This is a genomic window from Halomonas salinarum (assembly GCF_012062845.1).
Taxonomy (GTDB): Bacteria; Pseudomonadota; Gammaproteobacteria; order Pseudomonadales; family Halomonadaceae; genus Onishia; species Onishia salinarum.
Genome location: NZ_WWNB01000005.1, coordinates 34,065 through 60,252, shown reverse-complemented (window position 1 = coordinate 60,252; position 26,188 = coordinate 34,065). Strand labels below are relative to the sequence as shown.

Genomic DNA, 26,188 nt, shown 5'->3' with positions numbered 1-26,188 from the left:
GAGACGCGCTCTGCCCCATCGGTTTGATTAGCGACTAGCAGTAGCCTGTATAGACGCGAGTGCACTTTCATCTGACAGGAGTTCATGCAGCGTCTCAGAGGCCATCTCTGAATCTCCGCCCATTACGCCGTCCAGCCATACCAGCGCCTGTTCGTTGTTGGCATTCTCCAGCCCGTTGGCGGACAGGTAGGCTTTGGCCAACGCCAGGCGTGCGGTTTCATGCCCTTGGCGGGCTGCCTTTAGCAGGTAGTCGGCCCCCTGGCGACGGTTCATCTCGATGTGATCACCCCGCAGGTATTCACGCCCCAGGGTCGCCTGAGCGCCGGCATGACCTCGGTCGGCGGCCTGTGTCAGCAGGCGCTCCCCCCGAGCCGTATCTTGAGACATACTGCCGTCGCCACGCAGAAGAGCGGTGCCGAGCAGCGACTGTGCCGACAGGTTGCCTGCTTCGCTGGCCTGGGTCAGCCAGCGTTCCGCCTTGTTCGGGTCAGCGTCGACACCGGTCCCTTCCAGATAGACCTTACCGAGAATCTGGGCGGCATACTCATCGCCTCTCTCAGCAACAGTGCGGATCATCTCGAGGCCCCGTTGGGTATCCTGTGCCACGTGCTCGCCTGACAGGTAGGCCTCACCCAGCCTCAAACGTGCGCTCTGGTGGCCGCCGCGGGCCGCCTGTTGTAACAGGCGGATGCCTCGCTCGGGGTTGGCCGTGGTGCCTTCCCCGTTCAGTAGCATCTCGCCGAGGTCGGCCCTTGCACCTGCATGTCCCCTGGCGACCGCCTGCTCGATATAGTGCAGGCCCTTGGCCGGGTCGCGGGTCACGCCGGTGCCGTCGAGATACATGCGGCCCAGGCTGGCTGCCGCGCCGGCATGTCCCTGGTCGGCGGCCCGGCGGAGCCAGCGGCTGGCACGCGCCAGATCCTGCTGGACACCCTGGCCCTTGAGAAAGGCCTCGCCGAGATCGGCCATGGAGCCAGGATGACCATTCTCGGCGGCCTCGACCAGGGCGCGTATATTGCCGGCCGCCCCCTGGTCCTGACGGGTGCGGCTGAGGGCTTCTTCCGCCGAGGGGTGGCCAGCATCGCGGGCTTTCTCTAGCCAGTAGTTTGACTTGGCAAGATCACGCGACACGCCCTCGCCGTCGCGGTAGGCGCGCCCCATGACCACCATGGCGTAGGCATCGCCTTCCCGTGCGGCCTGCTCCAGCAATGCCAGCCCTTGAGAGGGCCGGTCGGCGGGCAGCTGACCCAGCATGTAGGCTTCGCCGAGGCGTGTCATAGCCGTGGTATCGCCGGCATCGACGGCTTTTTGCAGTAGTCTCTTGGCCTGCTGCGGGCGAGCCGGGAGCACCTCGCCTGACAAATAGCCTTCACCCAGCACCCGCAGGGCCCCGGTCTGTCCCTGCTCGGCCGCCTCGCGCAGCAAGGCTTCGGCGCGTTCAGGGTCGGGGGTCACGCCGCGACCATTGAGGTAGAGCTCTCCGAGTTGTTGCTTGGCATAGGGGTGCCCGAGTTGACTACCCCGCTTCAGGTAGTCGGCGGCCATATACGGCTGGGTCGGGACCTCTTCGCCACTCAGATAGATATCACCCAGTGCCGCCAGTGCCAGGCCATCGTCCTGAGCTGCGGCCTGCTTGAGCAGCGCAATGCCGCGCTGGGGATTCGCGGGCATGCCGTCGCCTGCGACCAAGGCACGTCCCAGAATCACGGCCGCATCGGTGGAGCCCTGCTCGAGGGCTGTATTCAGCCAGCGCTGTGCGCTATCGGGACGTGCCGGTACCAGGCGGTCTTCGAGTAGCACCTTGCCCAGCGTGCCCATGGCGTCGACATCGCCGTTGTTGGCGGCACGCTGCAGCATGGATAGCCCCTGCTCCACGTCGCCGCGTTCCAGCAATGCCTTACCGGCTTGCTGCAGGGCGCCGGTGTCGCCCGCCTGGGCGGCCTGCATCAGCCAGTGAAGCTGCTGCTGCGGCTGATCACCCAGCAGGCCGGTGGGCGTGTAGAGCTTGGAGAGCTGGATCATGGCGTTCACGTCGCCGTCGCCTGCCTGGCGCTCAAGGGCCCGGGCATAGCGTTGTGCGTAATCGTTGGCCTGTTCGGGGGAGGCGGCCAGCCAGCCATCGGCACGATGGGCCTTGGCCAGAGCAAGCAAGGCATCGGGTTGGCCCTGTTCGGCGGCCTTGCGATACAGAGACGCCGCGAGCGCTGGGTCGGCCTTGATACCCTCGGCGCCCTTGGCCAGCAACTCGGCCAGCATCACGGGGGCGTCGCGCCCGACCTCTTCTTCTATGGCCTGCTGCAGCAGGTAGTACGCCAGCAGGTCGTTGCGTTCGACCCCGTCGCCTTCCCGGTATAGCTTGGCGAGGTTCAGCGAGGCATTGCCGAGGATGTAGGACGGGGTGCTCACGGCCTGGCCATACAGCTGCGCCGCCTTGGCCGGGTCGCGAGGTACTTCCTCGCCATGGTCATAGACCTTGGCCAGTTCGTAATATCCTTTCGGTAGTCCTTGGGCGGTCAGGCTCTCGAAGAGTTGGATCGCCTCGCGCGGATTGCCGGCGGCCAGTGCCTCGTCGGCCTTGCGGACCGTATTCTTGTGGCGGAACTCCAGATATTTGGGCTGCCCGCCGTCGAACCAGTCCTGATACTCGGCAGGCAGGGCGGCAGTGCCGTGGGTGCCTAGATCCTGGGCGGTACTGGCACAGCCCGTCATCACCAGCAGCATGGCCGTAAGGGTGAGCCAGGGCGTCACCCCCTGGGGGCGGGTGGTTCGGGGTAGGGAGAGAGACTTATACATGTGTTTTTTGACCTCGTGTTGAGCGTTAAGGGACGGCATCACTCCTGGCCGAGCCCCTTGAACGCCGTGGTTTCGCGCTTCTCCTGATTCATGACGATATGGCGCTGTGCATCGGGGTCCATGAAGTAAAGCGTCATGTAACCGCCGGCGCTGCGGTTGTAGACGGGACGGACCTGCTTGAGAAAGGTGGCGATTGCCGGGTTGTCGAAACGTGACTGGTAGATCTCCATCCAGGCGAAATACTGACTGTCCTTGAGAAACCCGGTGTACTGCTCGTGCGGGGCCATATCGCCAAGTACGCTTGGATCCTTGAAGGCCGCAAGGGCAAAGTCGACGGCCTCATGGATGCTGTTGCCTTCAACGCGCAGATCGAAGATCTCGTAGCCTTGGCGACTGATGACCTGCATGTTGGTTATCAGGTAGAGCAAGGCGTAGTTCTGGTAGTGGGTGGCGCGCCGGCCACGAGCGACCTCCATCGGCAAGGCGCCCTCTTTGGTGATGTCGTGCAGGGCCGAATAGATAGCACTGACGCCGAAACGGAACAGCTCGTTGTCCTCGGTAAGGACGCCGACCATGCTGGCGTAGAGGGCGCGGCGGTAGAAGTGGTTGTTACAGCAGCTATTGCCCGGCTGCCCCTGGATATCGGCATGCTGGTGGGCCAGATCATTGAGCCAGGCCTCGATCCTTTCCTTTTCCTTCTCCATCCCGCCGATCCGCGGCTCCACCGTCGAGTAGGCCATGGCCGCGGCGAAGATCATCGACTCGGTGGCAAACCAGGCTTGTGGTTCCTTCGAATCATAGAAAAAGTTGGTGAGGGCCTCATCGTTGGCCCATTGGTCGAGAAAGCGCACCAGGCACTCGCCATAGTAGTCATCGCCGGTGGCCATATACGCGCCGGCCAGTCCCGAGACACTGTCGGAGAATTCGAACAGGGGTTCGGAGGCGAGCTTCCATGCCTCCGGGCTTGGGTAGTAACCGGGAATTCGCAGGCGTGTGGTAATGGGATCAATGGCCATCAGCTGCTTACAGCTTTTGCCAGTCGCCAACTGGTCGATTTCCTGAATCAGTATCGGGTTATCGGTCTGCTCGAGCATTGCCAGGCGTTCGTCGACCTCAAAATACGAGGCTTGCGGGTCCGTGACCTTGTACTCAGACAGATCAAGTTCCGCGCGTTGTTCGAGGGTCATGGCCGTCGCGGGCAGGCTTGCCACGAGGCCGGCCAGCAGGGCACAGAGGCCTGCGAGCAGCTGCCTCGAAAGGCAACAGTGCTTAAATGGCAGGATCATGGACTCAGGGCTCCTGTGAAAGGGTGACCATGCGCATTGGTCATGACGTGGGCGCATAGAAACGGAAGGCGGCAAAGTCGGCATGCTGGTCGCTGGGCGTCCGCCAGTCCTTGCCGTGCCCACCGAAGAAGGTGGAGAACATTAGGCCATCGATGGTTACGTCGCTGGTGGTGCGATAGATGATGTCCCGCTGCTCGAGGATCGGGCGCCCATCCACCCAGACACGGGCGATGCCATTGGCTTGGCCCGGGTCGTTGAGCACGATTTCCTGCTCGAGGGTCACCCAGCGTCCGGTGGGGAAGGACCACAGCCCCCGGCCGACCGATTTGCCATATTCCTTATCTTGGTCGACCGCGTACTCATAGAGCTCACCCTGACCGTTCTTGCGCCACATGTAGCGCATCGAGAAGCCATTCTTGCCGTTGGCCTCTTCCCCACCGCTAGGCGCCTCGCCACCGAACAGTCCCGGCAGCTTGCCGCCTTTGACAAAATTGAAGTCCGGCGCGAAGCGTACCTGGTATGAAAGGCAGGCCGTCTCGGCACCAGCCAGTGAGGCCGGGGCCGCATAGAAACCGGCTCCACCGATATCGGTATCCCCGGGGGATGAGGTATTTGCCGGATAGTGCACGCGCAGACCGGCTTCGCCGAGGCCCGTCTGGTGAGCGCCGAGCACCTCGGCATTCTGGTCGGTGCCCCAGTCTTTATGGGTCGTGAAGCCCTGGCGAATGGCAGCCTGGGGATCCTTTGCATCGACTTCAGGGCTTGTCGCTGCCACCAGCGGGTAGCGTTGCGAGCAGGCACTCTGGGTTGGTGTACCCAAGGCCGTGCCTTCGTCGGCCATTGAGGCAGACAACGGTAGCAGGCACAGGACCACCGCGGTGATCGCGGCGGTAAGTGGGCGCTGCGCGCAAAGAAGGGTCGCGTTGGACATGACGGGCTCCTTGCAGCAGTGCTCCGTCAGGGCGGAGCACGCGAGATGAATCGGTCGTTGGGGAACGGCTTCAGCCAGCCTGTGCGGTATCCGAATCCCCGGCGAGAGAGTCGTAGATGCCTTCGCCGAGCTGGATGACCGAGCGAGCGCCTTGCCATACCCATTCAGCCGTGGCCCCCAGGAAGGGGTCTTCGGTGAAGCGCACGTCGACAGGGGTGCCGACGCGAGTGGCTGGCAGTGGTTCTTCAGGCACCAGCAGCACACTCGCGACGTTCTGTTGCTGACGTACCCAGCTCGGGAAGCCGGCGCGCGGCTGGCGTTCGATATCCAGCGCAACGCTGCGAACCCGAGCATTGACCGGACCCGAAACGTTCGGCAGCGAAATGTAGGCCTGCTGGTTGGGTTCGATGCGATCGATATCGTCCATGTGTACCAGCGCCTCGACCATGATTTCGTCCTCTCCGGTGCGGATCAGCGTCATGATGCGCTCGCTTTCATTGATGTAGGTGCCATCGGCGCTACTCAAGGCCCAGGCCACGAGGCAGTTGCAGGGGCTGTAGATATCATTCTTGGACTGGCGTGATTCCAGGGCAGTGATCCTCGAACTCTGGAAGTCGCGGGCCGTCTTGAACTGCTGAATACGCGTCTTGGCTACCGCCGGAGACACTGTCTCGAAGCTCGATGTCTCGCCACTGGAAGGCTGAGAGGCATTAGCCACGCTGACCTCTTGGGCCGCCGAGGCGAGACTTTCATCCAGGTTATCGATCAGCTGACTGTTGTAGCTTTGCGCCGCCTTGGCGAGGATCAGGTCCGACTCCAGGTCGGTGTTCTTGACGCGGGTGAGCTTCTCGTCGCGCTCGACGCGGTCGCCCGCGGTGAGGCCATGCTCCATTAGAATGCCGGGACCCGGTGCGCGAATGTCGATGCGTGGTGCCGTGACGGCGGCAAAGCTAGGCTCGATCAGCATGAAGTTACGATATGCGGTGGCCGCGAGCGCCAGCATCAGCACCCCGAAGGCCACGAATAGCGCGATATACCGCCCCATCGGCTTGGGCGGACGCTGGGCGGCCTCTGCCTGCGTGCCGCCCTGGCTTTTCTGACGGCGCCGTGGTGTCTGGGCATCCTCGCCCTCGAGAAGTCCTTCGACACTGATCTGGCGACCGCTCAGACAGGCACGAATGATGCGACGCAGCAGCTCATGGTGAGAGGTCTCCATGTCGATGATCTCGAAAGCCGCTTTATAGCCGTTACCGGAAGCTTCTTCAGTACAACGGCGACATTCGGCGGCCACCGGCACGATGAGTTCCGTGTTGCCGGCCATGATCAGCAACGAGGCCTTGATGCGAGCCTCGGGGCGGAAGGGGCGCTCGCTGTAGAGAGCGAAGCCGCCCTGGGACACGTCGCTGCCGGTGAAGCTATTGCCGTCGTCCAGCTTGACCGTGAAGGGCGGCGAGACACGGAAGTGTCGACGTTCGTCACGGCGCTCATGTTCCACCGCCTCTCCAGGGGGCGTGGTTTTCTGCTGAGCCGTGGGCTTTCGTGATGGCTGCGGCGTCTGGTGCCCACTACCAAGGGTGGGCTCACTGCGCTTGTCGCTGTCGTTGTCGGCGAAATAGTCGGTCATGTGGAATTGTCTCCTTGAATGGTCACCTGGCTCGTGAGGCGGACGCTATGACTGGCCCGTTTGCACGCTTAGGCGCATATCGACAAGGGTCACTGTGTCGTCGCCGAGCTTTAGCTCACAGCTGTTGGGTGAACGGCATTCTTGTGTATCGGGATCGGTGATCGGCTGCCCCTCGGCATCGTGCAGGTGTTTTGCCAGGCGCGATGACATTTCCAGCGTGGTCGGCAGCGCCCCGTCGGCGCCGTGTAGTCGCATTGCCGGCGAGGGTGTCTCTTTAAGCTGATCCAGTAGCGCGGCATCAAGGCGCAGCACCCCGGGCGGCAGCTGAATGTCGTCGCGGTTGCCGTCATTAAGCAGGGTGGCCAGCCAACGATTGTCAGCGCCCTGAGCGGCCCCGCTTTCGCTTTCCTGGGTGGTGTCGCCGAGGATGTTCATGGCGGTCGAATCGGGTATCCGCATTACGCCGGTAGAGAGCACCAATACATAAACCATCACGCCGACGAAAAAGGCATGCAGAACGTGGCCCATGCGGCGCTGGCGGCGCACGGCGATAGCATCCGACGGTTCGCCGGCCGAAATTCCCTGGCGCGACCACTTCTGACGATTGAAACGAAAGCTGACAAAGGTCTTCAGCAGGGCGCCAAATACCTGGTTGTAGTAAATCATCGGTATCCACAGCAGGCTGAAGCGGCCTCGCTGCCAGGCAAGGATCAGAGTCGAGACGCTGCGTGTGAACAAGATCCACAGTAGATAGGCGAAGATAAACGACGGTCTTATGAAAAGCGTCACTAGGATGGCGACAATGGGACCGATTAACGTGGTCCACATCGATAGGCGCTGATCCACCAGGCTCCACCAGGTGAAGATGCCCATTGGCCGCGGTCCGAGCTTGATGGCTCGGTCGCTGGTACGCAGCATATTGCCGTACCAGCGACGCATCAGGTCGGTGGTCGAGGCGAAGAAGCGCTTACGGTTCGGCAGTTCCTCAAAGCCGGTCACATAGACGTCCGGCACATAAAGCATCTTCCAGCCGTTCTTGAGCAGCCAGTACCAGGTCGATTTATCATCCCCGGAAAGGAACTTGAAATTACCGAAGCGCCAGTGCTCGACGTGGTCATTCTCGACCAGGTCGATGAAGTCCCGGTGGGTGGCCAGGTCAGCGCGAAAGGCGCTGTAGCGCCCCGTCAGTACCAGCAGACGCCCAGACACGGCCATTGAGCTCATGACCAGGTGGCGTTGTGCATAACGCAGGTCGTACCACTCCTTGGTGGCATCGTTGCCGGTCACGATGGCGTTGTTATTGGTGGTCAGGGCGCCGATATCGTCGCGCGTCTGAAAGAACGACAACGAGCGCTCGAGTGTTCCCGGTTCGAGCAGAATATCGCCATCCATGGAGACCAGAAGGGCGCCTGGTGCCGGCTGGCGGCGTGAAATTGCTCGAAGCACCTCGGCCATGGCGGAGCGCTTGCCATCGCCTTTCTGGAACATATAGCGGATCTCGATATTTTCAGGCCAGCCATGTTCATCCATGACATGCGTGATCACATCGACGTCGCTACGATCCGAGATGGAGGCAAAAATCGTCGTCGGTACGCCATAGTTGCTGACTTCACGAACCAGGCGCTCATAAACCGGAAAGCTGACTTCGGGCTCAATGCGAAACGAGGTGCACAGCACGAAGAGCTCATTGGCACGAGCGACCTGGTCGGCGGCGTCGGCCTCGGCACGCATGCGCGGGAATACCCGGCGGTTGAACCAGACAGAACGCACCGCCTGGAGGAACCACCAGGAATAGCGCCAGATGCCGATTGCCCCGATAGCAAAGAAGAAGCTCTTCGATTCGGGAGAAAAGACATCGGCAGGCAGCTCAACCAGCAGTACCACCAGCAGGGCGAGCCCCAGCAATAGCGTGGTCAACTCCGTCACCTTGCTGGCAACGGAGGTGTTGGCAGGCAGTTTCGACATCTCGGCTCCTAGGCCAGTGCGGGCTTAAGCGAGTTGCCCCGGCCAATGGCGTAGTAGGCCAGACCAGCTGAAGCGACAGTCTGGGGATCGAAGAGGTTGCGCCCATCGACCAGGGTGGGTGTGAGAAGTGACTCATGCAGCTGCTCGAAATCGACGGTGCGGAAGGCCTTCCATTCCGTGCAGATCACCAGCGCATGGGCACCTTCCAGGGTGTCGTCACGCCGTGTGGCGAGTGTCAGGTCGTCGCGCACGCCATAAATACGGCGACATTCGTCAGCGGCTTCGGGATCAAAGGCCTGAACCTTGGCACCGGCCTGCCACAGAGATTCCATGAGTGCACGACTCGGCGCCTCACGCATATCGTCGGTGTTTGGCTTGAAGGCCAGCCCCCAGACGGCGATCGTTTTGCCGACCAGATCGCCATCGAAGGCCTGTACCAACTTGTCGAACAAGCGGGTCTTCTGTCCCGCATTCACTTGTTCAACGGCATTGAGCATGCTGGCCGGCTCGCCGACTTGCTTGGCGGTGAGGGCCAGTGCCTTGACGTCTTTGGGGAAGCAGGAGCCACCATAGCCGCAACCTGGATAGATAAAGCTATAGCCAATACGTGGATCGCTACCGATGCCGTGGCGGACGTGTTCGATATCGGCACCCAGGCGTTCGGCAAGATTGGCGATCTCGTTGATGAAGCTGATCTTGGTAGCCAGCATGGCGTTCGCGGCGTACTTGGTCAGCTCCGCGCTGCGCACGTCCATGAACATCAATTTGTCTTTTTGCCGGTTGTAGGGCGCGTAGCATTCACGCATGAAGCTGCGCACTTTTTCCGACTCGGTACCTACCACGATGCGTGCCCCACGGCTGAAGTCTTCAACTGCAGCGCCTTCCTTGAGGAATTCCGGGTTGGAGCAGACATCGAAGTCGAGGCTGATGCCTCGTTCGGCGAGTGTCTCGGCCACCGCTTCATGCACTAGCGAACCAGTGCCGACGGGAACCGTAGACTTGTCGACGACGATCTTGTACTTGTCCATATGCCGGCCGATGGTCCGCGCGACTTCCAGCACGTACTTGAGATCGGCACTACCGTCTTCGTCCGATGGGGTGCCAACGGCGATGAACTGCAGCGTGCCGAAGGCCACCCCTTCGGCCGCATCGGTGGTGAAGTGCAGGCGACCCGCTGCCACATTCTGCTGAATGATCGGTGACAGGCCCGGTTCGTAGATAGGAATCTCACCCGCCTGGAGGCGCTCGACCTTGTCGGCATCGATGTCGACACAGGTGACCTTGTGGCCGACCTCGGCAAGGCAGGCACCGGTGACAAGGCCGACATAGCCAGATCCAAAAATCGTAATGTGCATTGCAGCATGGCTCCCTGTTCTGCGTTGGATATCCTTCTGGCGATAGCAAATAAAAGGCCATTTATATATTAATGCATATATTTCAATAGCTTGAGTCTCTCTGGTCGTTATGGAGGCAGGCGGCCGGTGTGAGATTGGCGAGCTTGCGTTGCGAGTTGGCAACGCTGAATGATGGATTTTTAAAAAATCTTTTTATTCAATGGCTTACGGTGTCGTCTAAAGCAGACGTCCTTATCCTTGCGTATTCTTATGTTTCTGATATATATATGCTTTTTTAGTTTTGGGAGGGGGTGTGGTCTGTCGTCAGATCATTCTTCGAGAGAAAGAGGTTGAGGGGAGGGCAGTCAATGCGATTGATTGCTATTTGTGATGACATTGGCATCGATTATGCCGTCATTTGTCGATAAGCCTGTCGGGGAAGGTGTGAAGGCTTCACATCGTCCTTATACAGGACTAAAATGGTCCTCAATCCGAGGTCGCTTCGCCAAGCAAGCCGTCACCGCGCGATGCGCACTGCGCTCAGTAAGGAGTGGCACCATGCTGAAACTGTCCCGTTTGACCGATTACGCTGCCGTGGTCATGGCGCAGATCGCTCGTCACCCGGAGCAGCCGCATGCCGCCGCGGACTTGGCCGAGGAGGTTCAGCTGCCTCAACCCACGGTGAGCAAGACGTTGAAGATGCTGGTGCGCGCTGGCCTTTTGACGTCGCAGCGTGGTGCCCAAGGCGGTTATCGCCTGGCGCGCCCAGCCTCCCAGATCAGTGCCGTTGACATTATTACGGCCATTGAAGGCCCAGTAGCGATGACCGAGTGCAGCCAAGATGACGGTGACTGTGATTTGGCGGCAACCTGCGGTGTGTCCGACAACTGGCAGCGAGTGTCGCTGGCCGTGCGCACGCTGCTCGACAGCGTGACGCTCGCGCATCTAGCCGAAACCACGCCAATCAAGTTGCCGGTCAGGCTACCCATTCAATCCGTGACCCTGGCCAGCGAGGCCGGTTGCTAACGTACAACGCCCGGATTCCTCGATTCCAACTGACCGGGAGGAGATAGACCATGGCAAGTGAAGAAATGGAGCAGCTTGTCCGTCGCGAATACACCCAAGGGTTCGTGACTGACATTGAAAGCGACACGATGCCGCCTGGCCTCGATGAGAACACCATCGCCTTCATCTCGAAGAAGAAAGGCGAGCCTGAATGGATGCTCGAATGGCGTCTCAAGGCCTATCATCAGTGGCTGAAGATGACCTCGCCGTCCTGGGCGCACCTGGACTATCCGCCGATCGACTACCAGGCGATCTCTTACTACAGCGCGCCGAAGAAGGACGAGGATCGTCCGCAGAGCCTCGATGAGGTCGACCCCAAGCTGCTCGAGACCTACGAGAAGCTGGGCATTCCGCTGCATGAGCGTGCCGCCCTTGCTGGCGTGGCCGTGGACGCGGTTTTCGACTCGGTGTCCGTGACTACGACATTCAAGGACAAGCTCGCCGAGGCAGGCGTGATCTTCTGCTCTATCTCGGAAGCCATCCGCGATTATCCGGAGCTGATCAAGCAGTATCTGGGCACGGTGGTGCCGTCTGCCGATAACTATTTCGCGGCGCTAAACTCGGCAGTGTTCACCGATGGCTCCTTCGTCTTCGTGCCGGAAGGCGTGACCTGCCCGATGGAGCTCTCCACCTATTTCCGCATCAATGCCGCCAATACCGGGCAGTTTGAGCGCACCCTGATCATCTGCGAGAAGCAGGCTCAGGTCTCCTATCTGGAAGGCTGCACCGCGCCGCAACGTGACGAGAACCAGCTGCACGCGGCAGTGGTCGAGTTGGTGGCCTTGGAAGACGCCTATATCAAGTACTCCACGGTCCAGAACTGGTACCCGGGTGACGAAGATGGCAAGGGCGGTATCTACAACTTCGTGACCAAGCGCGGTGACTGCCGGGGTGATCGTTCGCGGATCAGCTGGACTCAGGTCGAGACCGGCTCGGCGATCACCTGGAAGTATCCGTCCTGCGTGCTGCGCGGCAAAGACAGCATCGGTGAGTTCTACTCGGTCGCCGTGACCAACGGTCGTCAGCAGGCCGATACCGGCACCAAGATGATTCACATCGGTGAGGGCACCCGTTCCAGCATCATCTCCAAGGGCATCTCCGCCGGTCGCAGTAACCAGTCCTATCGCGGCCTGGTCAAGATCGGGCCTAGGGCCAAGGGCGCGCGCAACTTTACTCAGTGCGATTCGCTGCTGATCGGTGACCAGTGTGGCGCTCACACTTTCCCGTATCAGGAGATCGGTAACAGTACAGCGACCGTCGAGCACGAGGCGACCACCTCGAAAATCGGCGAGGACCAGCTGTTCTATTGCCAGAGCCGGGGTATCTCCGAGGAAGACGCGGTCAGCATGATCGTCAATGGCTTCTGCAAGGACGTCTTCCAGGAGTTGCCCATGGAGTTCGCCGTCGAAGCCGAGGCGCTGCTCAATGTGACATTGGAAGGGGCTGTCGGCTAAGCGCCGCCTGGCTCTATTACCGTCTCCGTCATCGAATCTTACAAGGCCGCGCGGCGGCCCGAACCGAATCAAGGTGTCAACATGCTCGAAGTCAAGGATCTGCACGTCACGGTGGAAGGCAAGGAAATCCTCAAGGGCCTTTCGCTCTCGGTCAACCCGGGTGAGGTCCATGCCATCATGGGGCCTAACGGCGCCGGAAAGTCGACCCTGTCGGCAGTGATCGCGGGCAAGGATGGCTATGAGGTGACCAGCGGCTCGATCACTTTTGAAGGTCGGGATGTGCTGGAGATGGAGATTGAGGAGCGTGCTTGTGCCGGCATGCTGCTCGGCTTCCAGTATCCGGTCGAGATCCCCGGCGTGAAGAACATCTATCTGCTCAAGGCAGCACTGAATGCTCAGCGCGCGGCGCGTGGCGAAGATGAGATCCCTGCGCCGGAGTTCATGAAGCTGGTCCGTGAAAAGATCAACTTCATGAAGATGGATTCGAGCTTTTTGCAACGCGCCGTCAATGAAGGCTTCTCTGGTGGCGAGAAGAAGCGCAACGAGATCCTGCAGATGCTGTTGCTCCAGCCGAAGCTGGCGATGCTTGATGAGATCGACTCCGGCCTCGATATCGACGCCATGAAGGTCGTCGCCGATGGCGTCAACTCGCTGCGTGATGCCAATCGCGCCATCCTGATGGTCACTCACTACCAGCGCCTTCTTGATCATATCGTGCCGGATGTGGTGCACGTGCTGGTTGATGGTCGCATCGTCAAGACCGGCGACAAGGCGCTGGCCCATGAACTCGAATCGCGGGGCTATGAATGGGTCCTGGAGGAATCCGCGGCATGAGCGACGAACAGACCTTTCTCGATGCATTGAGCGCACGCGCCGATCGCCGAGGCGCCGAGCCCACTTGGGTTGCTGCCCGTCGCCAGGCCGGTGCGGCACGCTTCGAAGCAATGGGTTTCCCGACTCGCCGTGACGAGGCGTTCAAGTACACCGACGTGCGGGCGATCGCCCGCGGCGATTTCACCCTGTCTCAGGATGCGCAGGATGTGACGCCGCTGTCGCCCGCCACGGCGGCTGCGCTGACCCTGCCCCTCGAGGCTCTGCGGCTGACCTTCGTCGACGGTATCTTTGCCCCCGAGCTCTCTGATCTGGCGGCCCTGCCGGCAGGCGTCAGCGTGGAACCGCTGTCTCAAGCACTGGCCGATAACCATGAAGCCGTGGGCGGCGCCCTTGGGCGTCTCGCGGGTGTCGACTTTTCGCCGTTCACGGCACTGAACACCGCCTTTGCCGAAGAGGGCGCGGTGATTCGGCTGTCACCGGGGACGGTGGTCGAAAAGCCGATCTTGGTACAGTTCCTCTCCCGCGCCAACCAGGCGCCCTTGATGAGTCACCCGCGGGTACTGATCGAGGCTGGCTCGCGCAGTCAGGCCACGGTGATCGAGCACCAGGTGGGCGAAGAGGGCGCTGCCAACTTCTCCAATCTGGTCTCCGAGGTCATGCTCGAGCGTGGTGCGATCCTTACGCATTACAAGCTTCAGGAAGCCGCGCTCACGGACCTGCATGTCTCGAGCCTGCATGTCGATCAGGGGCGCGACAGCCGCTTCACGTCCTTCAATCTGAACCTGGGTGGGTCGCTGGTACGCAATGATATCGTTGCCGAGATGAATGCCCAGGGCGCTGAGGCCAACTACTTTGGGCTCTTCTTCGCTCAGGGGCGTCAGCACGTCGATAACCATACGCTGGTCAATCATAACGCGCCCCACACCTTCTCCAACGAGAACTACAAGGGCATTCTCGGCGACCGCGCCCACGGTGTCTTCAATGGCCGGGTGGTGGTGCGCCGCGACAGTCAGAAGATCGAGGCTCACCAGAGCAACGCCAACCTGCTGCTCTCTGATCGCGCCGAGATTGATACCAAGCCTGAGCTCGAGATTTACGCGGATGACGTCAAGTGCTCCCACGGGGCAACCACCGGCCAGCTCGATGAAGAAGCCATCTTCGCACTGCGTGCCCGGGGGATCAGTGACGAGACCGCACGCGGCCTCTTGACCCTGGCCTTTGCCGGCGAGGTCATGGACCAGGTAGCCCTGGATGCCATCGCCGAGCGGGTCGAGCGGACGGTGGCAGGCAAGCTGCCGGAGCGCTTCAACCTGGCCGGACTGGTCGAAGCGGCTGCTGCCCTGGATGAGGAGTGAGTCATGACCGACTTCAGTGACCTGATGCTGGACGTGGCCAAGGTGCGCAATGACTTCCCGATCCTCGATCGGGAGGTGCATGGCAAACCGCTGGTGTATCTCGATAACGCCGCCACCTGTCAGACGCCACGGCAGGTGATTGAGGTCTTCGATGACTACTATGGGCGCTACAACGCCAATATCCATCGTGGCCTGCATACCTTGGCTGATGAAGCGACCGCGGCCTTCGAGCGCACGCGTGACAAGGTGCGAGCCTTCATCAATGCCCGTGAGATCCGTGAGGTAATTTTCACACGAGGCACTACCGAGGCCATTAACCTGGTCGCTAACTCCTGGGGGCGTGCCAACCTCAAGGCTGGCGACGAGGTGCTGATCTCCCAGCTCGAGCACCATTCCAACATCGTGCCCTGGCAATTGCTGGCCGCTGAGATCGGTTTCAGCATCAAGGTGATCCCGGTGGATGAGCGTGGCGTGCTCGACCAGGACGCTTATCGCGATCTGTTTAATGAGCGGACACGTCTGGTGGCAGTGAATCATGTCTCCAATGCCTTTGGTACCGTCAATCCGATCTCGGAAATGGCGCGAGTGGCCCATGCACATGACGCCCTGATTCTGGTCGATGGCGCTCAGGCAGCACCGCATGAGCAGATCGACGTCGTGGCCATGGACGCCGACTTCTACGCCTTCTCGGGGCACAAAGTCTATGGGCCCACCGGTGTCGGAGCGCTCTATGGCAAGGCAGAGCTACTGAATGCCATGCCGCCCTGGCAGGGCGGTGGCGAAATGATCAAGACGGTTTCCTTCGAGGCTGGCAGCACCTTTGCTGACATCCCTCACAAGTTTGAAGCCGGAACTCCGGCGATCGCCGAAGTGATCGCCCTTGGCGCGGCGCTTGACTGGGTGACGGGCATCGGTCTGCCATTGATCCGGTCCTGGGAACACCGTCTGACCGAGCATGCCACCAGGGAGCTTTCGCGTATCGATGGCCTGCGGATTCTGGGTACCGCGCCAGGCAAGGCCGCTGTCATGTCCTTCGTGGTCGATGGTGCACACAGTCAGGACATCGGGTTGCTGATTGATCAGCTCGGCGTGGCGATACGCACCGGCCATCACTGCGCTCAGCCGCTACTTTCTCACTTCGGCGTTGATGCCACCTGTCGCGCGTCTTTCGCCGCCTATAACACCCCCGAGGAGATCGACATCTTCGTCGAATCCCTGGAGCGTGTGATTGGCATGGTGCGCTAACTGATCCCGGAGGAGACAATGTCGGCAATGGAACAAGTTGAAGCGCTCTATAAGGGCCAGGAAATGCCCTTGCAACGGGATGTGGAAGTCATCTCCATTCCCTTCGGCAAGACGGTGAAGTTGACCGAAGACAGTATCGTGTCGGTGATGCAGGCTAAGGGCAGTACCGTCAGTGTGGCCTTCGATGGGCGCTTGTACTTGGTCGAGGGTGCTAACCTTGATGCCTTGGGTCTTGAGTCACTGCCTCGTCCCACCTTGCCCGAGGATGCTAGCGAAGAGCAGATCGAACAGTTTGTCTGGGACCAGTTGCGCACCTGTTTTGATCCGGAGATTCCGGTTGATATTGTCGAGTTGGGCTTGGTCTATGGCTGTCGCATCGATCGATTGCTGAATGGCGATCGCATCGTCACCATTCGCATGACCCTTACGGCCCCTGGCTGCGGCATGGGGGATGTCATTGCTGCTGACGCCCGCAACAAGATTCTCGGTGCTCCACAGATCAGCAAGGTGCACGTCGAAATTGTCTTCGATCCACCCTGGAGTCGCGAGATGATGAGCGAGGAAGCTCGACTCGAACTGGGGATGTTCTGAGGTTATCTTCTACTTCTGAGACTGGCTATTGACAGTTTTTCGCCGACTGTCGCTATTGGGAGTTGGGGGTCGCGTACCTTGAAGCGATTGACATAGATGCATGCATGTCGAGCGGCTGAGAACATCTTGTTAGAAGCGCAGACAATGCCCCGTTTCTGGAGACAGGATCGGGGCATTTAACGATCGACATGCGCCCAAGGGCCGCTGGACAGCAAAGGGTATTCTTGCATGTACCGGAAATGGGGGAGAGGTCTCAGAGCCATCCTGATGGCGCTCGGCGCCTTGGTGGTATGCCTGGTGATGCTGGGAGTAGCCGCTAATCTTTGGATGGTAGAGAGAACCCGTGGCCGTATCGAGCATCAGTTGGCGCAGTGTGTCCAGGCGCCGGTTGGCATCGTTTTCGGGACTTCCCTATGGAGTCGCCAAGGGGGGCGTAACCCGTACTTTGCGGCGCGTATCGACGCAGCCGCTGATCTGATGCGCGAGCGGCGCGTCGACCATTTGCTGCTGTCCGGTGACAATCGCACGCGTTACTACAACGAACCCGTGAGCATGTGGCGAGAGCTGAGGAATCGCCGTGTGCGCGACGTCGACATGACCCTGGATTACGCGGGTTTCAGCACTTTCGATACGCTGGTTCGTGCCCAGGCGGTGTTCGATGTTGAGCGTGCGCTACTGATCAGTCAGGCCTGGCATCTACCCAGAGCCATGTTCATTGCCGATGCGTTAGGTCTGAAAATCGGGGGCTGTGCGGTTCAAGCCGAGGCGGCTGACGGTATCTGGCGACTGCGTGCCAGGGAATGGTTGGCAAGACTGGCGACGCTTGGCGATCTCTATCTCTGGGGGCGAGAACCTTACTTCCTGGGCCCCAAGGAGCCGCTGGTGATCGCTAAACCACCGCGGGTATCGCCGGTGGCCGTGGCCGTATCCTTGCGGCTGCAAGGGGCGTTGCAAGAGGGAAAAGACTCGCCACAGGCCCTTGATATGGGTGGGGAGGGGAGCTTGCCTGCAGCGAGCTCCGGCGATAGCCCTGCGCAGCCTGCCAGAGGAGAGGCTAGCGGTTCTGGTTCTGTTTCTGAAGTTGATAAAGCTCGCGAATCAGCTTACGGCAGCCCTTCCAGCAACGCTCAATGACCGGCTCGATAGAGTCGGGCAGCGGGTGTGTGTGAAGCGTGGCGAGTGCTTGCATCAACACCCGCTCCTGTTCGAGTAGTTCGCCGATAAGTACCTGACTGTCGTTGCCGACAAAGCTCTTCAGCCGACTCCACAGCCACATGTAGTCGTCACGTTCGACATCTGCATCCCGAGGAAGCAGATTGAGATGACGCTTGGCCAGCGTCTGCAGTTTCTGCATCTCTTTGTGGCGTGCTTCATAGTGCGGTTTCAGCACTTCACGCAACGCCGGACGCAGGCGTTCGATGTTGTCTTGGAAGTAGTCGAGGCTATCGGCCAGCGCTTCGAGCAAGCTGTCCATCGCCACTTGGCGATTATCGAGAAACATGAGCAGTCACCTCCTCCGGTGACGCAGATTGTGCGCGGGGAAACGGTGTTTTGCTACCCCGCGGCGAGAAAACTCTCGAGCCACCCGGCTCGAGAGCGACGCACTAGCCCTTGGGCTTCGGCGGAGCCTTGCGTTTGGGGGCAGCGTGTTTTTCCAGGTTTTCGACGATCAGACCGGCGATGTCCTTGCCGGTGGCCATCTCGATGCCTTGTAGGCCTGGCGAGGAGTTGACCTCCATGATCACCGGACCGTGATTCGAGCGCAACAGGTCAACCCCTGCCACGCGCAGCCCCATGGCCTTGGCGGCACGGATCGCCGTGGAGCGCTCTTCCGGTGTGATGCGAATCACACTGGCGCTGCCGCCACGGTGCAAGTTGGAGCGAAACTCGCCTTCGGCGGCCTGTCGTTTCATTGAGGCCACCACCTTGTCACCAATCACCAGGCAGCGAATGTCTGCGCCTTTGGCTTCCTTGATGTACTCCTGAACCATGATGTTGGCCTTCATGCCCATGAAAGCCTGGATCACGCTTTCCGCCGCCTGGTTGGTCTCGGCAAGCACCACGCCGATACCTTGAGTGCCTTCCAGCAGCTTGATGACCAAGGGGGCCCCCTTGACCATGGTGATCAGGTCGGGGATGTCATCGGGCGAGTGGGCGAAGCCGGTCACGGGCAGGCCCACGCCCTTGCGCGATAGCAGTTGCAGGGAACGCAGTTTATCCCGAGAGCGGGTTATTGACACGTTGTCGTTGAGCACATACGTGCCCATCATCTCGAACTGTCGTAGTACGGCACATCCATAGAAGGTCACTGATGAGCCGATGCGCGGAATCACCGCATCGAAGGGCTCGAGTTCTTCCCCTTTATAGTGGATAGAGGGTCGGTGCGATGTGATGTTCATGTAACAGCGCAGCGTGTCGATGACCCGAGCAGTGTGGCCGCGCTGCTCTGCCGCCTCGATCAGACGGCGAGTTGAATAAAGATGGCGATTACGGGAAAGCAGGGCGATATGCATACATCGGATCCTTGTAGGGGTCAGGGCTCGCCATGAAGAAAGGCGGCGCCAGGGGCGACTAGCAGGCGACGCATGGCGCGGCGTCCAAGCAGCATGGGATGTCGCATATCGCCGCGGTGAGACAGGCTTAGCTCCGCCATGAAGTCGAGCTCACCGATTTGCAGGCGTGTGCGCACTACGTATCGCCATTCGGCCTGGCCGTTGGAACTGGTGACCAGTCGTCGATCATGCAGGTGAAGGCGCACTGGGTGGGGCGGGCTTTCTGGCCCACCACTGCGGGTCACGAAGCTGACCCAAGGATGGCCGTCCTCTTCGAACGTCTCGATTTCCTCGGCATGAAGTGCCGATGTGCGTGCTCCAGTGTCGGCCTTGCAGCAAAGGGTCAACCCCAGGTCTGGAAGCGTCACCATCTCGCGGCGGCCGATGACCGCCTTGGCCTGATAGGGCAGTGCTTTCATGATCCCTCCGGGTCAGCGGTGCAGGTGGGCGAGCCGTTGTCCAACCGGCGAGTTGGTCGCTGCATCGCGCAATTGCATCAGCAGTGGCAGGCGTAGCCTCGGAATCAGCGCCAGGTCCCGCACCATCGCCGTGAAGTCTACCGATGGTTGCTCAGCCAGGCGTTCAAGATAGCGCGGCAGCCGCTGAGCATCTTCCAGATGCTCCCAGCCTCGTGCGGCAATGGCCGCGAGCAGGTCAGGGCCACAGGCGGCAGGGTCGTCGAGTAACTCGCCATACCAGTGGCCGACACTGTCGTCCTGGCTGGCGCCTATCGCGCGCACGCAAGCACAGAAGGTCTCGATATCACCTTCGCGGGCCGCCTTCTCGCCACGTGCACGTAGGCTCATGATCAATTCGACGTCCAGTTCAATATGTTCAAGGCAGTAGCACAGTGAGTGCAACACTTCCTTGGGTAGGGCTGGCAAACGTTTGGCAAGCGCATGAGCCTGGTCGGCATCGTGGCGTGTTGCGAAGTCTGCGAGCCCCTGAAGGCCGAGTGCCTGCCATTGGCTTTCTGACGCAGTGTCTTGCGCGCCGGTCAGGTAATTTTCGACAAGCTCCAAATGCTCGCTTGCCGGCCGGTCCAGGTCGTGGCTGGCGCGGGCATGCAGCATCGCTTGCAATGGCAAAGAGGGGGTAAAGGCCAGCGGATTGTCTTTCATCAGGTTGTCCACTCGGCTCTCTTCGCCAAGTGTCGCTACGCTGTGGCCAAGCGTCTCAAGGAGGCGTTGGATAAAGGCGTCTCGAGGGGCCGCCATCAAGAATCCCTGCTCATCCAGCGGCAGCGACAGGAACCAGGTAAGTGGTTCGTCGGCATCGCCCATGGTGAAGATGCAGGCGAATCGCGCCTGCCCTTGCCACGGCATCGACCAGGGCTGGCGTTGAGCCTCGAAGGCGGCGAGCTCGTCTAGCGAGCAGGGCGCCAGACGCCGACCGAGATGATAGAGCCGTACCTGGGCGCCGCTGCGCGTGAAGAAGTCGTGAAGCGTAAAAATTGGCTGCATGGCACCTTCCCTTAATCAAGCGCTCACTGTATCACTTTTGGTAGGACCCTTGGCAGCCCGGCCCAGTGGAGAAGGGGGGTGTTGTATAAAAATCACCCAGCTCTCCTGGGCGCCCATGACATCCCGGCAAGCCATGCTTGTCCAATGGTTATCCACAGTTCTTTGCAGGGTTTCTGTGCATGACGAGCCCTTGGTGATAACAGGCCAGCACGGTGGAATGCCTGACCTGCGTTGCCGGTCGTTTTCGAGCCGGGTTTACAGCAGCGCTTTTCTCTACGCTTCGCAAGCCACGCACCCGAGATTTTCTTCGCACGGTGCTGTCGAGTCAGGCGCTATTGGAGACTTAGAGGCCTGACGACTGGCCAAGGCAAGGTTTGCCCGGGATAATGGCGGGTTTTGGTGTTGAATCGGGAGAGGTTATGAGTGTTCATCAACAACTAGACGAAGCGGTTCGCCGCCTGGAAGCGACCCTCAAGGCAACGGATCTTTGGAGGGTGGAAGAACCCTCGGCCGAGGCATTGGCCAGCGAGCAACCGTTCTGTGTTGATTCCATGTCATTGCCGCAATGGCTACGCTTCGTATTTATCGCTCGCCTCGATACCATGATTGCAGAAGAAGCGGTACTCCCCGCGAGCTGCAGCGTGGCGCCGGCAGCCGACATGTATCTCAAGCAGGATCAGTCTCGCGCCGGTGATCGTCTGCTGGTCGTCAAGGCCATAGAGGAAGTCGATCAGGTGATCAACGAGGCCTCCTGAGGTCGCCAACATCAGGAGAACGGCATGCCCTATTACTTTGCCTATGGCAGCAACATGAACGTGGCGCGGGTCGATGCCCGAATCGGTGAGCCCCGTCGTGCGCTGGCCGGCGTGTTGGAAGGCTACCGGTTGAGCTTCGACAAGGCGTCCAAAGTCCCCGGCATTGCCCATGCCAATGTCCATCCGGCAAAGAGGTGCCGGGTCGAGGGAGCCCTCTTCGAGTTGACCCATCCTGATCAGATCACCTTGATGGATCCCTTCGAAGGGCATCCCCATGATTACACCCGAGTGCGTGCGCCGGTGCTCACCGATGAAGGTGCTATTGAGGCCTGGGTGTACGTTGCCCAGCCGGAGCGAACCGGAGACGCATTGCGGCCGGCGCGCGAGTACCTTGCGCACTTGCTGGCGGGGCAGCCCTTTCTGTCGGTGGAGTATCATGCCGCACTGGCGCGGGTCGACGCCGTGGATGACTTGGACGAGCAAAGCCTCGTTGCACTGGGGCTGCATCGACATACGCCGCGCTGATCTTTTGTTGTTCCAGCCCATTCCTTCTTGTTTTTCGCTTTTTTTGATACCCCGGTTGGCGTTTTGTGGTGTAGAAGCAGTGGGGCGCATTGTCGCACCCTTGGGTTCGTGCCGCCGGGTCTTGCGCTGCGTCAATATTGGCCTTGCTCTCGTTGAGTAGACTCGTGATGTCTTTTTCGGCAGCCATGGTTGCCCCCGACAGCATAAGGAATCGAGTCATGCGTTATTCTGCCTTCGCCGCCGTTCTCGCCTCTGGTCTGGTGGCTGCCAGTGCCCTTTCGTCAAGCGACGTGCTCGCGGCGGATGCCAGTTATGGGGCCGGAGACATCTTCACTCGCCTTGGCGTTGCCAAGGTCTCGCCCAAGAGCGACAACGGTACTATTGCGAATGGCGCTTATGAGGTGGATGTACAGAGCAAGACTGCTGGCGCCTTCACTTTGGGGTATCGGTTCACCGACAAGCTGGGCGTCGAGCTGCTGGCTTCCGAGCGCTTCGAGCATGACATCGAGCTGAATGGTGCTAATCTGGCTTCGACCAAGCACCTGCCGCCGACTCTGACGCTTCAATACTATCCGTTGGGTGGCACCCAGGCCCGAGTGCAGCCTTATGCCGGCATCGGGGTCAACTACACCATCTTCTCCGACGAACAGCTCGACATCGGCACGCTGGAACTCGAGAATTCCTGGGGCGCTGCCGGCCAGGTGGGTGTCGATCTGTTGATCGATGAGCATTGGGCCCTTAACGCAGCGGCCTGGTATCTGGACATTGATGCAGATGCCAAGGTGGGTGGCAGCGATGTAGGTACCGTCGAGATTGACCCGGTGGTGGTAATGGGCGGTATCAGTTACCGCTTCTGAGACGACCGATACGCCTGAATGACGACGCCCGCTTCCTTCGAAGCGGGCGTCTTGCGTTCTAACGCCTTGATAGGCTGTATGAGCCTTTGAGCTACATGTTTCCTCAATCGGCGAGGGCTCCTGGTGATACTGGCGAGTAGGCTGCCGGCCATACTGCCCTTGGATGAACTCAGCATCTGGCTGCTGCCTGTCGTCGGGGGCTGTGCCTAGACGCCGCCATGACGCATAGCTACACCTCCCGGTGGTCAAGTCGTCCAGCAAACTGGTGGCAAATCCAAGGCTCAAAGGCTCAGCAAAAAACGCCGGGCCAAAAGGCCCGGCGTGAGATGTTGCTTCGTTTGATTATGCACGAGATCTGCAGCACATGGTCGAGGGTAGTGGTTAGAAGCGCAGCGTGATGCCACCACCGATGGTGACAGGGTCAACGTCTGCGGTGCCAATGCCATTTCCGTTCAGGTTGGCGTCCGCTTCGACATCGGCATAGCTCACAGAGCCGTTGAGCAGCAGGTAATCGGTCAAGGCGAGATCGACCCCGACCTGACCCATGGCACCCCAGGAGTCATCGATATCCAGACCACTCAATTCTTCATCCGAATAGGTGGTGTAGTTGACTCCGACGCCAACATACGGCTGCACCTTGCCACTGGTGCCACCGAGCGGGTAGTAGTTGGCTAGCAGGTTGACCGGCGTGCGGTCCACGCTGCCAATGCCGTTCCCTCCCAGGCTCAGGTCATGCTCAAAGGGTTCGCTGCTGTTGAGCTCAACGCCAGCCTTGTCCGTGAACAGGTACCCAAAGCCGTAGGTGAAACCGTTCTCGTCGGACACATCGAGCTCAGCCCCAGCAAGGTTGCCATTGTCCGAAGAGGGTTCGACTTGGGCGACACCGCCGCGCACGAAGATGTCACCGGCCTGATAGGCGATTGCCGTTTGAGTCGCGATCAGGCTGGTGGTCGCGATAATGGCGGCTGAAAGATACGTTACCTTGCTCATGGGAGCCTCCTAATGGCTAATAAAGGATCGATGGTTACTGCTCTATGTCCAACATCGATGTCTTTTTATACAAGACCATTATAGGAAACAGTGTTTTCTTTGGCGTTGAAATTTTACCAATGAGCTTGATAGTTATGATTGCTTTACGTTATCGGTGTTGTGGTGTGAGTAGGCGCTTATCCTGAGCCTGGTGGTGAAAAGGGTTTGTAGAGGATTAGCTGCTTGTGATGATGGGCGGCTCGCCAAATGAGGTGAGTTGGTCTTGACTGGAAGGCACGAGTCAACGGTTCGGCACTGCGCGCATCGGTGAGGAGGGCATATGCATTCACGCATCGTACGTCACGTCTGGTTGCCCTTTGCTGCATTGATACTGTCGTCGATTATCTCGGTTGTGCTGCTATGGCGACCTGAAGTGCTTAGTGGTCTGTCCTGGGGATGGCGCTTGCCGATGGTGGTATTGGGGGTTTGGGCATTGGGCGCTGGTTTCATGCACGGCGTGGGGTTGACGGCACATCAGCGGTGGGGGCAAAAGTTGATGGCAGGGCCCACTTGTTGGTGGGTGCTTCTAGGTTTCGCCATGTTCGTGCTGGCTAGGCTAGTCGTCGGTTGAGAGAGTCCAACGAAAGCTATCCTAGGGTGTGGCAGCGCTTGGTGGTAATGCGTGTGAAAAGGTTCTTGGGAACTGGTCTGCGGTGGCATTAAAGCACCTCATGACGCCGGCAATAAAAAGGGCTCCCGAAGGAGCCCTTTTGCTGCGTTTACTACGTTATGTGCGCGGTGCGCGTTCTGTTACCGCTCAATGACCTGGTATTCACCGGCATCGGCAGTCGCACTGCTGACCACGAGGATGGCAATCAAGGAAGCGATGAAGCCAGGAATGATCTCGTAGACACCCGGGCCACCCATGAACGAGGCGTTCCAGCCCAGCGTAATCCAGATCATGACGGTGGCGGCACCCACGACCATTCCGGCGATAGCCCCAGCACCATTAGTGCGTGGCCACATCAGTGACAGAATGATCAGAGGACCAAAGGCCGCGCCGAAGCCTGCCCAGGCGTTACTGACCAGACCCAGTACTTGAGAATCTGGATCGGAGGCAATGACGACGGCTACCAGGCCCACCAGTACGACTGAGATACGGCCTACCAAGACGCATTCACGCTCGGTCGCTTCCTTACGCAGGAAAAGACGGTAGAAATCCTCGGTCAGTGACGAAGAGGACACCAGCAACTGACTGGAGATGGTGCTCATGATCGCCGCCAGAAGAGCCGCGAAGAGGAAGCCAGTGATCAGCGGATGGAACAGCAGGTTCGCCAGGATGATGAAGATGGTTTCTGGGTCTTCAACATTCAAGCCGTTGCGTACTGCGTAAGCCCGACCAAAGATGCCCAGAGAAATCGCGCCGATCAGGGAGATCAGCATCCAGCTCATGCCAATGTTACGGGCGACCGGAACCTCCCGCAGCGTCCGGATAGCCATGAAGCGCACGATGATGTGCGGCTGACCGAAATACCCCAGCCCCCAGGTAACGGCAGACAGCCAGCCGATAAAGGTCAGGCCCTCTGTCCACGAGAGTAGCGTGGGATCGACGTCATTCAGGGTCTGTGACGCCTGGGCGAAACCGCCGCCACCTTCGCCGAAGAGTACCACCGCCGGCATGATCACCAGTGCGAGCATCATGATGCAGCCTTGCACGAAGTCCGTCATGCTAACGGCCAGGAAGCCGCCGACTACCGTATAGACCAACACCACGCCAAGGGTGATGATGATGCCAGCGGCGTAGTCGCTCAGGCCACCGAAAGTGAAGATTCCGGCAAACGCACTTTCGAATAGCTTGCCGCCAGCCACCAGGCCAGAAGCTGTGTAAACCGCAAAGAAGATCACGATGACGATAGCCGATACCGTCCTCAGCGACATCGCCCGCGTCGGGAACCGGTTTGCCAGGAAAGACGGAATGGTGATCGCATTACCATAATGAACCGTCTGTTCACGCAGGCGGGGTGCCACCAGCGTCCAGTTAAAGAAAGCACCCACCAGCAGGCCGATGCCGATCCAGGCCGATCCCAGACCAGACGCAAACATCGCGCCGGGCAAGCCCAGCAGCAACCAGCCGCTCATATCCGAAGCGCCGGCCGATAGGGCGGCCACTTTGGGGCTGAGAGAGCGACCACCCAGCATATAATCCTCAGAAGAAGACGTGGCTTTGCGCATGGCATAGATGCCGATGGCAACCATGAGCGCAAAGTAAGTAAAAAGACTAATCCAGACACCAATAGCCATAGGGGCATTCCTCCAGTGCATTAGGACGGAACTCAATCCGACCAATTAGCGCGGTTACCGTGAAGAATCCGGTAGTGGCACGCATTGTTTTTGTAGCTTTCTTCCCTTCACGTACCTAGGCGATGATGCCGATGCTGGGCATCGTTACCAGCTTGCGCCTGAAAGTGATGCCGGTGGTCGGATTGTTTTCCATCATGTTGAGTCGTCCTTCTGCAGTTATTGTTGTCAAACGCCGAAAGGACCCTGCTTTTCTTATCGCTGATCGGCAAGGTCTTTTCGTACGTACCCG

23 protein-coding genes are annotated in these 26,188 nt (G+C 59.8%); 11 read left to right on the top strand and 12 right to left on the bottom strand.

Going from position 1 to position 26,188, the window contains the following annotated elements; genetic code table 11:
- Nucleotides 1-27: 27 nt before the first annotated feature.
- The 6 genes from HF027_RS05505 to HF027_RS05480 all read right to left on the bottom strand — a co-directional run bounded on the left by HF027_RS05505 (nt 28) and on the right by HF027_RS05480 (nt 9,954).
- Nucleotides 28-2,793 (bottom strand): tetratricopeptide repeat protein, encoded by a 2,766-nt coding sequence (locus HF027_RS05505; protein WP_168013661.1) that lies wholly within the window; start codon nt 2,791-2,793, stop codon nt 28-30.
- Nucleotides 2,794-2,831: 38 nt separating this feature from the next.
- The gene (locus HF027_RS05500) at nt 2,832-4,079 is read right to left on the bottom strand and encodes an alginate lyase family protein (RefSeq protein WP_168013659.1); all 1,248 of its coding nucleotides are present in this window, start codon (nt 4,077-4,079) and stop codon (nt 2,832-2,834) included.
- 40 nt (nt 4,080-4,119) lie between these two features.
- Complete coding sequence (locus HF027_RS05495; RefSeq protein ID WP_168013657.1) at nt 4,120-5,010, bottom strand: polysaccharide lyase; 891 nt, start codon at nt 5,008-5,010, stop codon at nt 4,120-4,122.
- A 70-nt stretch (nt 5,011-5,080) separates the two neighbouring features.
- A complete protein-coding gene (locus tag HF027_RS05490; protein ID WP_168013655.1) occupies nt 5,081-6,634 on the bottom strand; it encodes a PilZ domain-containing protein in 1,554 nt (517 codons plus the stop codon).
- A 45-nt stretch (nt 6,635-6,679) separates the two neighbouring features.
- A complete protein-coding gene (locus HF027_RS05485) occupies nt 6,680-8,599 on the bottom strand; it encodes a glycosyltransferase (protein WP_168013653.1) in 1,920 nt (639 codons plus the stop codon).
- Between the two features lie 8 nt (nt 8,600-8,607).
- On the bottom strand, nt 8,608-9,954 hold the full coding sequence (locus HF027_RS05480) for a UDP-glucose dehydrogenase family protein (RefSeq protein WP_168013652.1): 1,347 nt from the start codon (nt 9,952-9,954) through the stop codon (nt 8,608-8,610).
- A gap of 537 nt (nt 9,955-10,491) precedes the next feature.
- Between HF027_RS05480 and HF027_RS05475 the strand changes: the two genes are divergently transcribed.
- The 7 genes from HF027_RS05475 (at nt 10,492) to HF027_RS05445 (ending at nt 17,611) form a co-directional block, all read left to right on the top strand.
- The gene (locus HF027_RS05475; RefSeq protein WP_168013650.1) at nt 10,492-10,959 is read left to right on the top strand and encodes an SUF system Fe-S cluster assembly regulator; all 468 of its coding nucleotides are present in this window, start codon (nt 10,492-10,494) and stop codon (nt 10,957-10,959) included.
- Between the two features lie 50 nt (nt 10,960-11,009).
- A complete protein-coding gene (gene sufB, locus HF027_RS05470) occupies nt 11,010-12,452 on the top strand; it encodes a Fe-S cluster assembly protein SufB (RefSeq protein WP_136253058.1) in 1,443 nt (480 codons plus the stop codon).
- 81 nt (nt 12,453-12,533) lie between these two features.
- The gene (gene sufC, locus HF027_RS05465; RefSeq protein ID WP_136253057.1) at nt 12,534-13,286 is read left to right on the top strand and encodes a Fe-S cluster assembly ATPase SufC; all 753 of its coding nucleotides are present in this window, start codon (nt 12,534-12,536) and stop codon (nt 13,284-13,286) included.
- The gene (sufD, locus tag HF027_RS05460; protein WP_168013648.1) at nt 13,283-14,641 is read left to right on the top strand and encodes a Fe-S cluster assembly protein SufD; all 1,359 of its coding nucleotides are present in this window, start codon (nt 13,283-13,285) and stop codon (nt 14,639-14,641) included. Before sufC ends, sufD begins: the two co-directional genes overlap by 4 nt.
- 3 nt (nt 14,642-14,644) lie before the next feature.
- Nucleotides 14,645-15,886, top strand: coding sequence for a cysteine desulfurase (locus HF027_RS05455; protein WP_168013646.1), 1,242 nt, complete (start codon nt 14,645-14,647; stop codon nt 15,884-15,886).
- A gap of 27 nt (nt 15,887-15,913) precedes the next feature.
- Entirely contained in the window at nt 15,914-16,477 is a 564-nt protein-coding gene (gene sufT / locus HF027_RS05450; RefSeq protein ID WP_168013644.1) for a putative Fe-S cluster assembly protein SufT, read from the top strand.
- Nucleotides 16,478-16,705: 228 nt separating this feature from the next.
- Nucleotides 16,706-17,611: a SanA/YdcF family protein gene (locus HF027_RS05445; protein WP_245184538.1), complete on the top strand. Its 906-nt coding sequence runs from the start codon at nt 16,706-16,708 to the stop codon at nt 17,609-17,611.
- Here the strand turns inward: HF027_RS05445 and HF027_RS05440 are convergent.
- The 4 genes from HF027_RS05440 to HF027_RS05425 all read right to left on the bottom strand — a co-directional run bounded on the left by HF027_RS05440 (nt 17,532) and on the right by HF027_RS05425 (nt 20,492).
- Nucleotides 17,532-17,978 carry a hypothetical protein gene (locus HF027_RS05440; RefSeq protein WP_168013642.1) on the bottom strand — a complete coding sequence of 149 codons (447 nt, stop codon included), beginning with the start codon at nt 17,976-17,978 and terminating at the stop codon, nt 17,532-17,534. The two genes, HF027_RS05445 and HF027_RS05440, sit on opposite strands and share 80 nt — an antisense overlap.
- 103 nt (nt 17,979-18,081) lie before the next feature.
- Nucleotides 18,082-18,990, bottom strand: a complete 909-nt coding sequence (rimK, locus tag HF027_RS05435; protein ID WP_168013640.1) for a 30S ribosomal protein S6--L-glutamate ligase — start codon at nt 18,988-18,990, stop codon at nt 18,082-18,084.
- A gap of 20 nt (nt 18,991-19,010) precedes the next feature.
- Nucleotides 19,011-19,448 (bottom strand): ATP-dependent zinc protease family protein, encoded by a 438-nt coding sequence (locus HF027_RS05430; RefSeq protein WP_168013638.1) that lies wholly within the window; start codon nt 19,446-19,448, stop codon nt 19,011-19,013.
- A 12-nt stretch (nt 19,449-19,460) separates the two neighbouring features.
- Nucleotides 19,461-20,492: a DUF3549 family protein gene (locus tag HF027_RS05425; protein ID WP_168013636.1), complete on the bottom strand. Its 1,032-nt coding sequence runs from the start codon at nt 20,490-20,492 to the stop codon at nt 19,461-19,463.
- 419 nt (nt 20,493-20,911) lie between these two features.
- On the opposite strand from HF027_RS05425, the gene HF027_RS05420 reads away from it, so the two are divergent.
- The 3 genes from HF027_RS05420 (at nt 20,912) to HF027_RS05410 (ending at nt 22,629) form a co-directional block, all read left to right on the top strand.
- Complete coding sequence (locus HF027_RS05420; RefSeq protein WP_168013634.1) at nt 20,912-21,247, top strand: YqcC family protein; 336 nt, start codon at nt 20,912-20,914, stop codon at nt 21,245-21,247.
- A 24-nt stretch (nt 21,248-21,271) separates the two neighbouring features.
- Nucleotides 21,272-21,772: a gamma-glutamylcyclotransferase family protein gene (locus tag HF027_RS05415; protein WP_168013632.1), complete on the top strand. Its 501-nt coding sequence runs from the start codon at nt 21,272-21,274 to the stop codon at nt 21,770-21,772.
- A gap of 218 nt (nt 21,773-21,990) precedes the next feature.
- Nucleotides 21,991-22,629 carry an OmpW/AlkL family protein gene (locus tag HF027_RS05410; RefSeq protein ID WP_168013630.1) on the top strand — a complete coding sequence of 213 codons (639 nt, stop codon included), beginning with the start codon at nt 21,991-21,993 and terminating at the stop codon, nt 22,627-22,629.
- Nucleotides 22,630-23,010: 381 nt separating this feature from the next.
- Here HF027_RS05410 and HF027_RS05405 read toward each other — a convergent pair whose 3' ends face one another.
- Complete coding sequence (locus HF027_RS05405; RefSeq protein ID WP_168013628.1) at nt 23,011-23,619, bottom strand: OmpW/AlkL family protein; 609 nt, start codon at nt 23,617-23,619, stop codon at nt 23,011-23,013.
- A 319-nt stretch (nt 23,620-23,938) separates the two neighbouring features.
- Here HF027_RS05405 and HF027_RS15840 point away from each other — a divergent pair, with 319 nt between their 5' ends.
- Nucleotides 23,939-24,229, top strand: a complete 291-nt coding sequence (locus HF027_RS15840) for a cyd operon YbgE family protein (protein ID WP_168013626.1) — start codon at nt 23,939-23,941, stop codon at nt 24,227-24,229.
- A gap of 179 nt (nt 24,230-24,408) precedes the next feature.
- On the opposite strand, the gene putP is transcribed toward HF027_RS15840, so the two are convergent.
- A complete protein-coding gene (gene putP / locus HF027_RS05395) occupies nt 24,409-25,899 on the bottom strand; it encodes a sodium/proline symporter PutP (RefSeq protein WP_168013624.1) in 1,491 nt (496 codons plus the stop codon).
- Nucleotides 25,900-26,188: the final 289 nt, after the last annotated feature.